The following is a 14432-nucleotide window of genomic DNA, read 5'->3' as shown; positions in this document are numbered from 1 at the left end:
CGAGCGGCGCGACGACGCGAGGCGTGGACGGCGGCCACCGCCGCGCTCGGCCGCGAGACGCTGGAGGCGCTGCTCGCGGCGGGGCGTACGGGCGAGGCGCGTTCCGTGTGGGAGCGGCTGTATCCGGCGATCCGGCCCGCGGCAGGTTCCGGCTGATCGAGGCCGGGCTGCTGCTCGCCGAGGGGCGGCCCGAGGCGGCCCGGGCCGTCTTCGACGAGGGCTTCGAGGTCGCCGACCTGAGGGAGGGCGCCGAGGCGATCGGCGGCCTGTGGAGCCGGATCAGCGACGAACCGCTGCCGCCGCACCACGACTCCCGGATGCGCGCGCCGATGGAGGGAGCCGGTCCCGCTAGGTGACGTTGCGGTCCACGTACTCGTAGACCACGCCGTCCGGATGCATCGCGATCAGATTGCGGCCCACCGGTGTGGGCACCGGGCCCGCGATGACCCGGGCGCCCAGCTCGCTGAGCAACTGGTGGGCCTCGTCGACGTCCTTCACCGCGATGGTCGCCGCGACCTTGCGCAGCACCTCCAGCTCGGCCTCGGGGCCGCTCATCAGCAGGAAGCAGCCCACCGCGGCCACCTGGACGCCGCCGCGCTCGAAACGCAGGGCCGTGGCGCCCGCGAGCCGTTCGTAGAAGACGACCGCGGCCTCCAGATCGTCGACACAGACACGCAGCGTGGTTCCCAGAATGTCCATACGGACGAGCCTAGTTGCGGCGGGCGGGCCGCGGAGATCGTTTCACGCGATCCTCCCGACCCGGCCGCCCGTACCGAAACGCGGCCCGGCGTTATGCGCACGCCTGTGCGGGTACCCGGCGGCCATGGAGTGCTTGGATCACCTGGAGCATCTGGACAGGCATCTGGTCGACGAGCTGGCGCAGGTGGCGCGCGAGACCGTACGGGACGAGCTGCGCGAGCAGACGCGCAAGCAGCGTCGTACGGCCATGCTGTACGCCGCGTCCGGCGCCGTCGCGCTGTACGCGGGAGCGGCCCTGGCACTCGCCGTGGGCCTCGCCCTCGCCCTCGGGCTGCCCGACTGGGCGGCCGCACTGATCACCGCGGTGATCCTGGGAGCCGTGGCCTACGTACTGCGCGGTGCGGCCCGGCCGTCCGCGTCCCGGCCGACCGCCGGGCGGGAGGCGGAGGCGACGGCGGCCGTGCAGGGCCGAGCCGCGGGGACGGCACCGGTGGCCGCCCCGACGAGCGGGCTCGGGACGCCGTACCCGCCCATGCCGCCCGTCGCCCCCGGAACTCCGGGCACACCGGAACCGGGCTCCGCGCCGCGGCAGGACGACAACGACCCCGAGCAGCCGCACCACCGGGCCTGACGCGTGGTGCGTGACGCAGGGAAGGAAACGCGTGTGAAGCACGGCAAGGTCGTCGTGGTGACCGGGGCCAGCGGCGGCGTGGGACGGGCCACGGCCCGTGCCTTCGCCGAACGCGGGGCCCGCATCGCCCTGCTGGCCCGCGGCCGCGAAGGTCTCGCGGCCGCCGCCGACGACGTACAGCGGGTGGGCGGTGAGGCGCTCGTCGTGAGCGTCGACATGTCCGACCCCAAGGCGGTCGACGACGCGGCCCAGCAGGTCGTCGACGCCTTCGGGCACATCGACGTCTGGGTCAACAACGCCTTCACCGGGGTCTTCGCGCCGTTCACGGAGATCACCCCGGACGAGTTCCGGCGGGTCACCGAAGTGACGTACCTGGGCTATGTGTTCGGCACCCGGGCCGCCCTCCACCACATGCTGCCGCGGGACCGGGGAACCATCGTGCAGGTGGGATCCGCGCTGGCCTACCGGGGCATCCCCCTGCAGTCCGCGTACTGCGGGGCCAAGCACGCCATCCAGGGCTTCAACGAGTCCCTGCGGTGCGAGCTGCTCCACTCGGGCAGCGGCGTCCGTACCACCATGGTGCAGCTGCCGGGCCTCAACACGCCCCAGTTCGACTGGGTGTTGAACCGGATGCCCGGGAAGGCCCGTCCGGTGGCCCCGGTGTACCAGCCGGAGATCGCCGCGCGCGCCATCGTGCACGCGGCCTCCCACGGACGGCGGCGGGAGTACTGGGTCGGCGGGTCCACCGTGGCCACGCTCCTCGCCAACGCGGTCGCCCCCGGGGTGCTGGACCGCTACCTCGCTCGCACCAACTTCGATGCGCAGCAGGAAGAGGGCGAGCACGGCGGTCCCGGGAACCTGTGGGCGCCCGCGGACGGGCCGCACGGACGGGACTTCGGGGCGCACGGGCGCTTCGACGAGGAGGCCGTGTCCAGGAGCCCGCAGGACTGGCTGTCGCGGAACCGGGGACGCATGCTCGTGGCCGCCGCGGCCGGTGGGCTGGGTGCCGCGGTGACCGCGGGGTTGCGCCGCCGGGGCTGAACGGCGGCGGGGCAGGGGAGTACCGGGGCGCCGGAGTTCAGGCCACCCGGTACTCCTCCACCTCCTCCGTCCGCAGCGTCAGACCGTGGCCCACCCCCGCCACCGGGCGGACCGTCCCTCCCGTCGGATCCAGTGCCCCGTCGAAGAACATGTCCTCGATGCGGACATGGTCGTGGAACCACTCCATGTGACGGATGTTGGGGAGCGAGGCGGCGGCCGCGGCGTGCGCGTGCGGGGCGCAGTGGGTGGAGATCTCCAGTCCGTGGGACTGCGCCAGGGCAGCCGCGCGCAGGAACTCCGTGATACCTCCGCAGCGGGTCGCGTCCACCTGGAGACAGTCCACGGCGCCGGCCGCGATCATGCGGGCGAAGTACGGCAGGTCGTAGCCGTACTCACCGGCCGTGACATCGCAGACGAGCGCGTCACGGACCAGGCGCAGGCCCGTCAGATCGTCCGAGGACACGGGCTCCTCGAACCAGCCCACGCCGTGCTCCACCAGGGCGTTGCCGACCCGGACCGCCTGCTTGCGGGTGTACGCGCCGTTCGCGTCGACGTACAACTCCGCGTCGGGGCCGATGACTTCACGGGCCGTACGGACCCGGGACAGGTCGCGCGGGACCGCCCGGCCCCAGCTCTCGCCGATCTTCAGCTTGACGCGGGGGATGCCCTGACCGTGCACCCAGCCATTGAGCTGCGCGGCCAGATGTGTGTCGTGGTACGTCGTGAAGCCGCCGCTGCCGTAGACGGGAACGTGCTCGCGGGCGACGCCGAGCAGACGCGCCAGCGGGAGTTCCAGGATGCGGGCCTTCAGGTCCCACAGGGCGATGTCGAGCGCCGAGATCGCGCACGCCGCGATGCCCGGACGGCCCGCGTTGCGGACCGAACGGCACATCGCGTCGTGCAGCGCGGGGATGTCCATCGGGCTGCGGCCCTCGACCAGCGGCCCGAGCTGCTCGGTGAGGAAGTCACCGACCGCGGCCGGGCCGTAGGTCCAGCCCGTGCCGGTCTCCTCGCCGGTCGTCACCTCGGCGATCACCATGGTCGTGGTGTCCCAGGCGAGCGTCCCGTCGGCCTCGGGGGCGTCGGTCGGCACCGTGTACACCGAGACGACCGGGCGGTGGAGTTTCATCGGTCACCCCTGCTGGAGCTGGGGCAGGACCTTCGTGCGGTAGAAGTCGAAGAAGCCGCGCTGGTCGGGGCCGATCTGGTTGACGTAGACCCGGTCGAAGCCGGCGTCGGCGAACGCGCTCAGCGCGGAGACGTGCTCGTCGACGTCGTTCCCGCACACCGCCTTCTCGCTCACCATCTCCTCGGTGACCAGCGGGCCCAGCTGTTCGAAGTGGCGCGGCGAGGGCAGGATCTGGGCCATCTCGCCGGGCAGGAACTGGTTGAACCACAGCTTGCGGACCGTACGGACGCACTCGGCGCGGTCGATGCCGTAGCAGACCTTGGTGCCGCCGATGACCGGCTTGCCGGCCCCGCCGCCCTTGCGGAACTGCTCCACCATCGACTCGTCCGGCGTCATCGTGATGAAGCCGTCGCCGACCCGGGACGCGAGCGCCGTGGCCGCCGGGCCGAAGCCGGAGATGTCGATCGGGACGGGCTCGTCGGGGATCGTGTACAGGCGGGCGTTCTCCACCGTGTAGTGCGTGCCGTGGTGGTTGACCTCCTCGCCCGTGAAGAGGCGGCGCATCACCTGGAGGGACTCCTCCAGCATCTCCAGGCGGATGTGCGCGGGCGGCCAGACATGGCCCAGCACGTGCTCGTTGAGGGCCTCGCCGGAGCCGACGCCGAGCCGGAACCGGCCGTTGGTCATCACGGCCGAGGTCGCCGCGGCCTGCGCCACCACCGCCGGGTGGATCCGCACGGTCGGGCAGGTCACGGCCGTCTCGATCGGAAGGGACACCGCTTCCGAGAGCGCGCCGATCACCGACCACACGAAGGGGCTCTGGCCCTGGGCGTCGTTCCACGGGTGGTAGTGATCGGAGATCCACAGCGAGCTGAAGCCCGCCTGTTCGGCCATCCGCGCCTGTTCGACGAGGTCCGCGGGACCGAACTCCTCGCACGACAGGAAATAGCCGTATTCGGGCATGGGGGGTACCTCCGGCGGTTCCGTGATGAGAGGGGCTCCGTCCGAGTACCCGGCGACCCGTACGGAAACCGGCGTTTGGGCGCCCTGGCCAGGGGGACGCGGAAGGCTCCCGAGGTACGCGACAGCCCCGGAGGCGAACCGTGAGTCGACCCCGCATCGTGATCGTCGGTGCCGGCTTCGCCGGGTACCGGACGGCCAAGGAACTGTCCCGAAAAGCCCGCGGCAAGGCCGACATCACCCTGCTGAACCCGACCGACTACTTCCTGTATCTGCCCCTGCTGCCCCAGGTCGCCGCCGGCATCCTGGAACCCCGACGGGTGACCGTCTCCCTCTCCGACACCCTGCCCCGGGTGCGGCTGGTCCTCGGCGAGGCCGACGGCATAGACCTGGACGGCCGCACCGTCCACTACACCGACCCCGAGGGCGGCCGCGGCACGCTCGGCTACGACCGGCTGGTGCTGGCCGCCGGGAGCGTCAACAAGCTGCTGCCCATCCCCGGGGTCGCCGAGCACGCGCACGGCTTCCGGGGCCTGCCCGAGGCGCTGTACCTGCGCGACCACGTGACCCGGCAGGTGGAGCTCGCCGCGGCCGCCGACGATCCGGAGACCTGCGCCGCCCGGTGCACCTTCGTCGTGGTCGGCGCGGGCTACACGGGGACCGAGGTCGCCGCGCACGGGCAGCTGTTCACCGACGCTCAGGTGCGCAGGCACCCGCTGCGCAAGGGGATGCGGCCGCGCTGGATCCTCCTCGACGTCGCGGAGCGGGTCCTGCCCGAACTGGATCCGCATCTGTCCCGTACCGCCGACCGCACGCTCAGGGAACGAGGCGTGGAGGTACGGATGGGCACCTCCGTGAAGGAGGCCACCCCGGAGGGGGTGCTGCTGACCGACGGCGAGTTCGTCCCGACGCGGTCGTTGGTCTGGTGCGTGGGCGTACGGCCCGATCCGCTCGCCGAGTCGCTCGGACTGCCCATGGAGCGCGGCCGGCTGCTCGTCGACCCGAACCTGCAAGTACCGGGCCGGCCCGAGGTGTTCGCGTGCGGTGACGCGGCCGCGGTGCCCGATCTGGAGAACCCGGGCCAGTACACGCCGATGACGGCGCAGCACGCCTGGCGGCAGGGCCGTACGGCGGCCCTCAACGTCGCCGCGTCGCTGGGAGCCGGGGTGCGCCGCCCCTACGAACACCGGGACCTCGGCTTCGTCGTGGACCTCGGCGGGGTCAAGGCCGCGGCCAACCCGCTGGGCGTCCCGCTGTCCGGCCTCGCGGCCGGTGCCGTCACCCGCGGCTACCACCTCGCGGCGATGCCGGGCAACCGGGTCCGGGTCGCCGCCGACTGGCTACTGGACGCCGTACTCCCGCGCCAGGCCGTCCAGTTGGGCCTCGTACGGTCCTGGTCGGTCCCCCTGGACACCGCCTCGCCGGAACTGGCACGGGTCCCGGGCCGACCGCAGGAACGCCACAAGACCGACGCACGCTCCGGCCCCGGCGCGGCCACCGAACCGGAGACCAGGCCGGGCGGGCCGACCGACGTGGGGAGCGCGGGCGAGGCGGTGATCGCGGAGGCGAAGGCACGCGAGACGGCCGAACAGGAGTCACCCGAGCGAGAGCCGGTGGAGTGGGAGTCACCGGAGTGGGAGTCCCCGGAAGGGGAGCAGCCCGACCATACGCCGCCGGACCGGTCGCCCGAGCCCGCCAAGAACCAACCGAGCCCCGAGCCCGCCAAGAACCAACCTGCCCCGAACCAACCCGGCGGTGAGCCGGGTCAAGACCCCGGCCCCGTCAAGCGCACCGACGCGGACCCCGTAGAAGGAGACTCATGAACACCGGTGAACTCGTCGAACTCGCCCAGCAGTTGCGTGTGGACAGTGTGCGCGCCTCGGCCGCCGCGGGCTCCGGGCACCCGACCTCCTCGATGTCCGCCGCGGACCTGATGGCCGTACTCCTCGCGAACCACTTCCGCTACGACTTCGACCGCCCCGAACACCCCGGCAACGACCGCTTCGTGCTGTCCAAGGGCCACGCCTCGCCGCTGCTGTACTCCGCGTACAAGGCGGCAGGCGTCGTGGACGACGAGGAGCTGCTGACCTTCCGCAAGCTGGGCAGCCGCCTCGAAGGACACCCGACCCCGCGCAAGCTGCCCTGGGTCGAGACGGCGACCGGATCACTGGGCCAGGGGCTGCCCGTGGGCGTCGGCATCGCGCTGGCCGGGAAGCGGCTGGACCGCGTCGGCTACCGCGTGTGGGTGCTGTGCGGCGACAGCGAGCTCGCCGAGGGCTCGATCTGGGAGGCCGCCGAGCACGCGGGCCACGAGCACCTCGACAACCTCACCGCGATCGTGGACGTCAACCGGCTCGGCCAGCGCGGCCCCACCCGGCACGGCCACGACCTCGACGCCTACGCCCGCCGCTTCCAGGCCTTCGGCTGGCACACCGTCGAGATCGACGGGCACGACGTGGACGCCATCGACCGCGCGTACGGCGAGGCCGAGTCCACCAAGGGCCAGCCCACCGCGATCCTCGCCCGCACCCTCAAGGGCAAGGGCGTCGCCGACGTGGAGGACCGCGAGGGACTGCACGGCAAGCCGCTCAAGAACGCCGACGACGCCATCGAGGAGCTCGGCGGCGTACGCGACCTGCGCGTCCAGGTGCAGGAGCCGCCCGCCGCCCGCATCCTGCACGCCGTCCGCGCCGGGCACGTCGAACTGCCCCGCTGGGACACCGGTGAGGAAGTCGCCACCCGTGACGCCTACGGACAGGCCCTCGCCGCCCTCGGCAACGGCCGCGGTGACGTCGTCGCCCTGGACGGCGAGGTCGGCGACTCGACCCGCACCGAGTACTTCGCCAAGGAACACGCCGACCGCTACTTCGAGTGCTACATCGCCGAGCAGCAGATGATCGCGGCCGCCGTGGGACTGGCCGCGCGCGGCTGGGTGCCGTACGCCGGAACCTTCGCGGCCTTCCTCACCCGTGCCTACGACTTCGTGCGCATGGCCTCCATCAGCGGGGCCGGCCTCAACCTCGTCGGCTCCCACGCGGGCGTCGCCATCGGGCAGGACGGCCCAAGCCAGATGGGCCTGGAGGACCTGGCGATGATGCGGGCAATCCACGGCTCGACCGTGCTGTACCCGTGCGACGCCAACCAGACCGCCCGCCTGATCGCCGAGATGGCGGACCTGGACGGCATCCGCTATCTGCGCACGGGCCGCGGCGAGAGCCCGGTGATCTACGGCCCCGACGAGGAGTTCCCGATCGGCGGCAGCAAGGTGCTGCGCTTCTCCCAGAGCGACCGGCTGACGATCGTCGCCGCGGGCGTCACCGTGCACGAGGCGCTCAAGGCCGCCGAGGCGCTGGACCAGGAGGGCATCCGCGTCCGCGTCGTCGACCTGTACTCGGTCAAGCCCGTCGACCGGGCCACCCTGCGCCAGGCCGCCGAGGACACCGGGTGCCTGCTGACCGTGGAGGACCACCGCGAGGAGGGCGGGCTCGGCGACGCCGTTCTCGACGCCTTCACCGACGGCCGGCCCGTACCGCGCCTGGTGCGCCTCGCCGTCCGTACGATGCCGGGCTCGGCCTCTCCCGAGGAGTCGCTCCATGCCGCGGGCATCGACGCCGAGTCGATCGCGGCCGCGGGCCGGCTGCTGGTGGAGCAGGCGATCGTGCCGTGACCAGGGACGACGTACGGACCGTACGCGCGGGGAAGCACACCGTCGAGGTGCACCGGCCGGACAAGGTGCTCTTCCCCGGCGGCGAGGGCGCCAAGGAGTACACCAAGGGCGATCTCGTCGACTACTACCGGTCCGTCGCGCCCTTCATGCTGCCGCACCTGCGGGGCCGTCCCCTGATGCTGGAACGGCATCCGGACGGTGTCACCGGCCCGCAATTCATGCAGAAGAACACACCGGACTCCTACCCGGAGTGGATCAGCCGGGTCGAGGTGCCGAAGGAGGGCGGCACCGTCTGCCACACCGTCTGTGACGACACCGCCACCCTCCTGTACCTCGCCGACCAGGCCTCCGTCACCCTGCACCGCTGGCTGTCCCGGGCCGGGAGCGTCGAGCGGCCCGACCGGATGGTCTTCGATCTCGACCCGGCGGGCGACGACGACTTCGCCGCGGTGCACGAGGCGGCCTGGCTGCTCGGGGAACTGCTCGACGAGCTGAAACTGCCCTCCGCGCTGATGACCACCGGCTCACGCGGGCTGCATGTGATCGTGCCCCTCAACGGCCGCCACGACTTCGACGAGGTCCGGGAGTTCGCCAAGGACGTGGCCGACACCCTGGTCGCGGGCCACCCCGACCGGCTCACCACCGCCGCCCGCAAGAAGGACCGCGGCGACCGCCTCTACCTCGACATACAGCGCAACGGCTACGCGCAGACCGCTGTCGCGCCCTTCACCGTACGCGCGAAACCAGGAGCCCCCGTGGCCGCACCGATGGCCTGGACCCAGCTGGACGATCCGGGCCTGGACGCCCGCCGCTGGACCATCGCCGACGCGGTCGAACAGGCCCGCACCAACCCCTGGGCCGGCGTCATGGCCAAGGGGCGCGCCCTCGGTCCCGCCCGGCGCAGGTTGAACGCCTTGATGCGCTCTTGAAGGTTTGGCGAAGGAACGAGCGGCCACCCGAGGTGAGAGGTGCCATGTCGAACACAAATAACTCATCCGAATCACCGAATTCACGAAACTCCCGCAAAGGGACAGAAGAGGACACGGAAGAGAACGTGGCGGAGAACCGGCGGCCGAACCCCATGGAGGTGCTGCGCAACGCGCGCAGCCAGCTCGCCGAGCTGACCGGCATGGACGCCGAGAACGTGTCGTCCTTCGAACAGACGGAGGACGGCTGGTCGCTCGAGATCGAGGTTCTCGAGCTGTCCCGCGTGCCCGACACGATGAGCCTCATGGCGAGCTACCAGGTCGAACTCGACCCGGAAGGGCAGCTCACCGGCTACCGGCGCGTTCGCCGTTACGAACGCGGGCGTGCGGACGCACAAAGGCACGGCGGCCGGTAGTCCGGGCCGCCGCACACACATTCGTTCACCAGCACACAGAGAAGGAGGCGCGGTCGACATGACCGTTGTCCCGGCACAACAGGGCGGTGGCGGAGGCGGCTCCAGCGGCCTCTACGACGTTCTGGAACTGGTCCTCGACAGGGGTCTCGTCATCGACGCGTTCGTACGGGTCTCCCTGGTCGGCATCGAAATCCTGAAGATCGACGTACGGGTCGTGGTGGCCAGCGTCGATACGTATCTGCGCTTCGCCGAAGCGTGCAACCGGCTGGACCTGGAGGCCGGACCGCGCAAGGACCCCGGTCTGCCCGACCTGGTCGGCGAGATGACCGAGTCCGGCGCCCGCGGCAAGTCCAAGGGCGCGCTCTCCGGCGCCGCGGAGACCATCTCCGACGCCTTCAAGCAGGCGCGTGAAGGGGACGGTCAGACCGAGTCCAGGCCGCGTGCCCGCAAGTCCACCGCATCGCGCAGGAAGGAGGAACAGGAGTGAGCACGTACGTGTACGGCATCACTGCCGCCTCCCATCCCACGCTGCCCGAGGAGCTGGTGGGCGTCGGCGAGCCCCCCATGCCGGTGCGGGTGCTGACGGAGGGCGACCTGGCGGCCATCGTCAGTGACTCTCCCGAAGGGCTGCGGCCCAAGCGCCGTGACCTGCTCGCCCACCAGAACGTGCTGAGCGAGGCGGGCGCGGACGGCTGCATCCTGCCCATGCGGTTCGGCAGCGTGGCCCCCGACGACGGCACCGTCACCTCGGTGCTCGCGGAACGCTCCGAGCACTACAAGGAGCGCCTGCGGACCCTCGACGGCAAGGTCGAGTACAACGTCAAGGCCACGCACGACGAAGAGGCCGTACTGCACCGGGTGATGTCCGACAACCCGGAGGTCCGCGCCATGACGGAGGCCAACCGGCAGGCGGGCGGCGGAAGTTACGACGACCGCCTCAGGCTCGGCGAGATGGTCGTGGCCGCGGTCAAGGCCCGCGAGGCCGAGGACGCCGGCGAGGTGCAGCGGGCCCTGGAGCCCGTGGCCGACGCGATCAGCGTGGGCCCCGAGTCCTCGGGCTGGCTCGCCAACGTGTCGTTCCTCGTGGAGCGCGACTCGGCCGCGTCCTTCCTGGAGGCGGTGGACGAGCTCCGCAAGGCCCATCCGCACCTCGACCTGCGGGTCAACGGCCCGCTGCCGCCGTACAGCTTCGTCGACCCGGGCCCGGCCGAACCCGCCGGCACCACGGTCGGCATCGACCACGCGGAGGAGTGAGACGCGGTGGGTCTCATCGGCGAGGTGCTGTTGCTGCCGTTCGCCCCGGTACGGGGCAGTGGCTGGGTGATCAAACAGGTGCTGCAGGAAGCGGAGCGCCTCTACTACGACCCGGCCACGGTCCGGGCCGAACTCGCCCGGCTCGAGGAGCGGCTCGAGGCGGGCGAGATCGACGAGGAGGAATTCGACCGACAGGAGGACGAACTCCTCGAACGACTGGAGATCGGCCTGCGCGGTGGCGCGGGGACTGGCGACGGGACGACACGATGAACCGAACAGGACTGGGCCTCGCCGTAGGGGCCGGATATCTCCTCGGGCGCACGAAGAAACTGAAACTGGCGTTCGCCGTCGGCACGCTCGTGGCCGGCAAGCGGATGCATCTGAGCCCGCGGGCCGTGGCCGATCTGGTCTCCCAGCAACTGTTGAAGAACCCGCAGTTCAAGGAGATAGGCGACACGCTCCGCCAGGACCTGCGAGGCGTCGGCAAGGCGGCCTCCGGTGCCATGGTGGAGCGGCAGATCGACGCGATCGCCGACCGGCTGCACGGCCGTACCGCCCAGGTCCGTGACCAGCTCTCGGACGTGGCCCCGGAGGTGCCGGGTCTCTCGGACGACGAGGACGACGAGTCCGAAGGGGACGAGGAGCCCGAGGAAGAGCAGACTGGGACGACGGAGGCCGAGGCCGACGAGGAGCCTGAGGACGAGGACGAAGAGCCCTCGGACGAGGACGAGGACGAGCCCGAGGACGACGAGGACGAGACTCCGGCTCCGGCGAAGAAGACCGCGAAGAAGGCTCCGGCCAAGAAGACGGCCGCGAAGAAGGAGCCGGGTCGCAAGCCGCCCGCCAAGAAGACGGCGCAGAGCCAGGGCCGCACGGCCGGCAAGAAGACCGCGGCCAAGAAGACCACGGCGAAGAAGACGGCCGCCAAGAAGACGACCGCGGCCAGGGGAGCCGGCCGGAGCACCCGGGCCCGGCTGCCGAAGGGAGGCGGTGAGTGATGACCGAGACGCTCGGATCCGCCACCGACAAGGCGAAGAAGAACCCGCTCACCGACGTGGCCCACAGCGAGGCCGCCGACCGGCTCAAGGAGGAGCTGCAGGAGTACGTCGCCGCACAGGCCCAGCGCATGCTGGTCGGCGTCGGCCGCAAGCTGGGCGAGACCACCGGCAAGCTGAACGACATCGCCGAGGGCAACAGCCCCGGGTTCGCCAAGCTCGCCCTCGACGGCGGCAAGAAGCTCGCCGAGGGCAAGGGGCCGCTGCGCAGTGCGCTGGAGCTCGGAGCGGGCAAGGCCAAGGACAGCGTGGTCGGCGCCTTCAAGAACCTCGGCGGCGGCAAGGGCAAGAAGAAGGGCGGCGTAGGCCAGAAGCCCACGGTGATCATCGAGTTCATCGATGTCGGAGTGGATCTGCGCACGGCCTACGACCAGTGGACGCAGTACCAGGACTTCTCCACCTTCGCGAAGGGCGTCAAGAGCGCGAACCGCGCCGACGACACCCACAGCGACTGGCAGGCGAAGATCTTCTGGTCCAACCGCGGCTGGAAGGCGACCACCACCGAACAGGTCCCGGACGAACGGATCCAGTGGACGTCGGAGGGCGCCAAGGGCACGACCAAGGGCGTCGTCTCCTTCCACAAGCTCGCCGACAAGCTCACCCGTGTCCTGCTGGTGATCGAGTACTACCCCCAGGGCCTGTTCGAGAAGACCGGCAACATCTGGCGCGCCCAGGGCCGCCGGGCCCGGCTGGACCTCAAGCACTTCGCCCGCTTCATCACGCTCAAGGGCGAGGCGGAGGACGGCTGGCGCGGCGAGATCCAGGACGGCGAGGTCGTCAAGAGCCACGAGGACGCGGTGGCGGAGGAAGAAGAGGCCGAGGGCAGCGAGGAAGAGGGCGAGGAAGAGGGCGAGGAAGAGGAAGAGCAGGAGGGCCCCGACGCCGAGTACGAGACCGAGGACGAGCCCGAGGAAGAGGGCGAGCCCGAGGACGAGTACGAGGAGTACGACGAGGAGGAGCCCGAGGAGGAAGCGGAGGACGAGGTACCCGAGGACGAGGAAGAAGTGTCCGAGGAAGAAATCCCTGAGGAAGAGGAAGAGGAAGAGTACGCCGAGGGTGGGAGCCGACGATGAGCATGCCCAGCCGGCTCCCGGATCCCTACGGCCAGGGGAGCGGAGCCAACCTGGCCGACATCCTGGAGCGTGTGCTGGACAAGGGCATCGTCATCGCGGGTGACATCCGCATCAATCTGCTCGACATCGAGCTGCTCACCATCAAGCTGCGGCTCATCGTCGCCTCGGTCGACAAGGCCAAGGAGATGGGGATCGACTGGTGGGAGGACGACCCGGCGTTGTCCTCCCGTGCCCGCCGTGACGAACTCGCCCGGGAGAACAGTGAGTTGCGTGAGCGGCTCGCGCGCCTGGAGGAGCTGGAGCCCAGCCGCCGTGCCGAGGAGGAGAGTTCATGACCGGACTGCGGTACGTGTACGCCGTCTGCCGCCCCTTCGGCACCCCGTTGCAGGCCCAACTGGCCGGGGTGGCCGGTGATCCGCCCAGACTGCTGCACCACCACGGTCTGGTGGCCGTCGTCAGCCATGTGCCGGAGCGGGACTTCGCCGAAGAGCCGCTCCGCAGGCATCTGGAGGACCTGGACTGGCTGACCGGGACCGTCCGCGCGCACCAGAGCGTCATCGACGCGCTCACCGTCGTCACCACCCCGCTGCCGCTGCGGCTCGGCACCGTCTTCCGTGACGACAGCGGGGTCCGGGTGATGATCGAGGAACGCGAGGAGGGTTTCCGGCGCACCCTCGACCGGCTTCAGGACCGGGTGGAGTGGGGCGTCAAGGTGTACGCCGAGACGGCGGCTCCGGCCCCCGCGGAGCCCGCCGAGACTCCGGCGAAACCGGCCTCGGGCCGGGACTATCTGAGGCAGCGGCGCCAGCGGGTGCGTTCGCGGGAGGAGATGTGGCAGCAGGCGGAGGCCTTCGCGACCCGGCTGCACGAAACACTTTCCGGTTACGCCGAGGACGCGCGGCTGCACGCCCCGCAGAATCCCACGCTTTCGGGGGCCTCCGGGCAGAACGTTCTGAATGCCGCCTATCTTGTGCCGCGCGGCGATTCCGAGGAATTCGTGGAAATGGTGGACCGCACCAAAGACGACGTCCCGGGAATGCGGGTGGAACTCACAGGGCCGTGGGCGGCCTATTCCTTCGCGGGGGAGGAACAGCAGCCGTGACCGTCATCGAACGTCGCGAGGTGGCTCTCGTCGACCTGCTCGACCGGCTGCTGGCCGGCGGGGTCGTCATCACGGGGGACATCACCCTGCGCATCGCGGACGTCGATCTCGTCCGCATCGATCTCAACGCGCTGATCAGCTCGGTCAACGCACAAGTTCCCTCACCGTTCGAGGAGTTGTTGTGACGGCTCGACAACGCAACCGGCTGGACCTGGAGCCCGACACGGTCGAGCGGGACCTGGTCAAGCTCGTCCTGACCGTCGTGGAGCTGCTGCGGCAGCTCATGGAGCGCCAGGCGCTGCGCCGGTTCGACGAGGGTGACCTGAGCGAGGAGCAGGAGGAGCGCATCGGGCTCACCCTCATGCTCCTCGACGACCGCATGACCGAACTGCGGGAGCGGTACGGACTGCGGCCCGAGGACCTGAACCTGGACCTCGGGCCGCTGGGACCGCTGCTTCCCCGGGAATGAATTCCCGGGA

General features: G+C 70.9%; 18 protein-coding genes and 1 pseudogene. 16 read left to right on the top strand and 3 right to left on the bottom strand.

Features of this window, described 5'->3' with window-relative positions; all coding sequences use genetic code 11:
* Nucleotides 1–21: 21 nt before the first annotated feature.
* Nucleotides 22–356: pseudogene (locus tag ABZT93_RS20205) on the top strand (DUF5107 domain-containing protein); the annotation flags it as partial.
* Here the strand turns inward: ABZT93_RS20205 and ABZT93_RS20200 are convergent.
* On the bottom strand, nucleotides 349–699 hold the full coding sequence (locus ABZT93_RS20200; RefSeq protein WP_020119141.1) for a VOC family protein: 351 nt from the start codon (nucleotides 697–699) through the stop codon (nucleotides 349–351). The pseudogene ABZT93_RS20205 and the gene ABZT93_RS20200 overlap by 8 nt on opposite strands.
* Nucleotides 700–823: 124 nt before the next feature.
* Between ABZT93_RS20200 and ABZT93_RS20195 the strand changes: the two genes are divergently transcribed.
* Both ABZT93_RS20195 and ABZT93_RS20190 read left to right on the top strand, forming a co-directional pair.
* Complete coding sequence (locus tag ABZT93_RS20195) at nucleotides 824–1330, top strand: phage holin family protein (RefSeq protein WP_356106188.1); 507 nt, start codon at nucleotides 824–826, stop codon at nucleotides 1328–1330.
* 33 nt (nucleotides 1331–1363) lie between these two features.
* On the top strand, nucleotides 1364–2371 hold the full coding sequence (locus tag ABZT93_RS20190; protein ID WP_356106186.1) for an SDR family oxidoreductase: 1008 nt from the start codon (nucleotides 1364–1366) through the stop codon (nucleotides 2369–2371).
* A gap of 37 nt (nucleotides 2372–2408) precedes the next feature.
* On the opposite strand, the gene ABZT93_RS20185 is transcribed toward ABZT93_RS20190, so the two are convergent.
* Together ABZT93_RS20185 and ABZT93_RS20180 are read right to left on the bottom strand one after the other, a co-directional pair.
* Complete coding sequence (locus ABZT93_RS20185; RefSeq protein ID WP_356106184.1) at nucleotides 2409–3500, bottom strand: enolase C-terminal domain-like protein; 1092 nt, start codon at nucleotides 3498–3500, stop codon at nucleotides 2409–2411.
* 3 nt (nucleotides 3501–3503) lie between these two features.
* Nucleotides 3504–4463 (bottom strand): LLM class F420-dependent oxidoreductase, encoded by a 960-nt coding sequence (locus tag ABZT93_RS20180; protein WP_356106182.1) that lies wholly within the window; start codon nucleotides 4461–4463, stop codon nucleotides 3504–3506.
* Between the two features lie 140 nt (nucleotides 4464–4603).
* Between ABZT93_RS20180 and ABZT93_RS20175 the strand changes: the two genes are divergently transcribed.
* Genes ABZT93_RS20175 through ABZT93_RS20115 form a run of 13 tightly spaced genes read left to right on the top strand, consistent with a single transcriptional unit; the run spans nucleotide 4604 to nucleotide 14422 of the window.
* Nucleotides 4604–6283: an FAD-dependent oxidoreductase gene (locus tag ABZT93_RS20175; protein WP_356106180.1), complete on the top strand. Its 1680-nt coding sequence runs from the start codon at nucleotides 4604–4606 to the stop codon at nucleotides 6281–6283.
* Nucleotides 6280–8127 carry a transketolase gene (locus ABZT93_RS20170; RefSeq protein ID WP_356106179.1) on the top strand — a complete coding sequence of 616 codons (1848 nt, stop codon included), beginning with the start codon at nucleotides 6280–6282 and terminating at the stop codon, nucleotides 8125–8127. Before ABZT93_RS20175 ends, ABZT93_RS20170 begins: the two co-directional genes overlap by 4 nt.
* A complete protein-coding gene (gene ligD / locus ABZT93_RS20165; RefSeq protein ID WP_356106177.1) occupies nucleotides 8124–9056 on the top strand; it encodes a non-homologous end-joining DNA ligase in 933 nt (310 codons plus the stop codon). Before ABZT93_RS20170 ends, ligD begins: the two co-directional genes overlap by 4 nt.
* Nucleotides 9057–9100: 44 nt before the next feature.
* The gene (locus tag ABZT93_RS20160; RefSeq protein WP_356106175.1) at nucleotides 9101–9469 is read left to right on the top strand and encodes a gas vesicle protein; all 369 of its coding nucleotides are present in this window, start codon (nucleotides 9101–9103) and stop codon (nucleotides 9467–9469) included.
* Between the two features lie 58 nt (nucleotides 9470–9527).
* The gene (locus ABZT93_RS20155; protein WP_037706465.1) at nucleotides 9528–9956 is read left to right on the top strand and encodes a gas vesicle structural protein GvpA; all 429 of its coding nucleotides are present in this window, start codon (nucleotides 9528–9530) and stop codon (nucleotides 9954–9956) included.
* Entirely contained in the window at nucleotides 9953–10723 is a 771-nt protein-coding gene (locus ABZT93_RS20150; RefSeq protein ID WP_356106173.1) for a GvpL/GvpF family gas vesicle protein, read from the top strand. The genes ABZT93_RS20155 and ABZT93_RS20150 overlap by 4 nt, the downstream gene beginning before the upstream one ends.
* Nucleotides 10724–10729: 6 nt before the next feature.
* On the top strand, nucleotides 10730–10993 hold the full coding sequence (locus ABZT93_RS20145; protein WP_356106172.1) for a gas vesicle protein GvpG: 264 nt from the start codon (nucleotides 10730–10732) through the stop codon (nucleotides 10991–10993).
* The gene (locus ABZT93_RS20140) at nucleotides 10990–11721 is read left to right on the top strand and encodes a DNA primase (RefSeq protein ID WP_356106170.1); all 732 of its coding nucleotides are present in this window, start codon (nucleotides 10990–10992) and stop codon (nucleotides 11719–11721) included. Before ABZT93_RS20145 ends, ABZT93_RS20140 begins: the two co-directional genes overlap by 4 nt.
* Nucleotides 11721–12851 (top strand): SRPBCC family protein, encoded by a 1131-nt coding sequence (locus ABZT93_RS20135; protein ID WP_356106168.1) that lies wholly within the window; start codon nucleotides 11721–11723, stop codon nucleotides 12849–12851. Before ABZT93_RS20140 ends, ABZT93_RS20135 begins: the two co-directional genes overlap by 1 nt.
* Nucleotides 12848–13186 (top strand): gas vesicle protein, encoded by a 339-nt coding sequence (locus ABZT93_RS20130; RefSeq protein ID WP_007385866.1) that lies wholly within the window; start codon nucleotides 12848–12850, stop codon nucleotides 13184–13186. The genes ABZT93_RS20135 and ABZT93_RS20130 overlap by 4 nt, the downstream gene beginning before the upstream one ends.
* The gene (locus tag ABZT93_RS20125) at nucleotides 13183–13953 is read left to right on the top strand and encodes a GvpL/GvpF family gas vesicle protein (RefSeq protein ID WP_356106166.1); all 771 of its coding nucleotides are present in this window, start codon (nucleotides 13183–13185) and stop codon (nucleotides 13951–13953) included. Before ABZT93_RS20130 ends, ABZT93_RS20125 begins: the two co-directional genes overlap by 4 nt.
* Nucleotides 13950–14138, top strand: a complete 189-nt coding sequence (locus tag ABZT93_RS20120) for a gas vesicle protein (protein WP_037706474.1) — start codon at nucleotides 13950–13952, stop codon at nucleotides 14136–14138. The genes ABZT93_RS20125 and ABZT93_RS20120 overlap by 4 nt, the downstream gene beginning before the upstream one ends.
* Nucleotides 14135–14422 (top strand): gas vesicle protein K, encoded by a 288-nt coding sequence (locus ABZT93_RS20115; protein ID WP_356106164.1) that lies wholly within the window; start codon nucleotides 14135–14137, stop codon nucleotides 14420–14422. Before ABZT93_RS20120 ends, ABZT93_RS20115 begins: the two co-directional genes overlap by 4 nt.
* The last annotated feature ends 10 nt before the right edge of the window (nucleotides 14423–14432 follow it).

The sequence above is a fragment of the Streptomyces sp. NPDC005303 genome, assembly GCF_040607335.1.
In the GTDB taxonomy this organism is placed as follows: domain Bacteria; phylum Actinomycetota; class Actinomycetes; order Streptomycetales; family Streptomycetaceae; genus Streptomyces.
The sequence above is the reverse complement of the archived record's forward strand: the minus strand, read 5'-3'. Positions and strand labels throughout refer to the sequence as shown.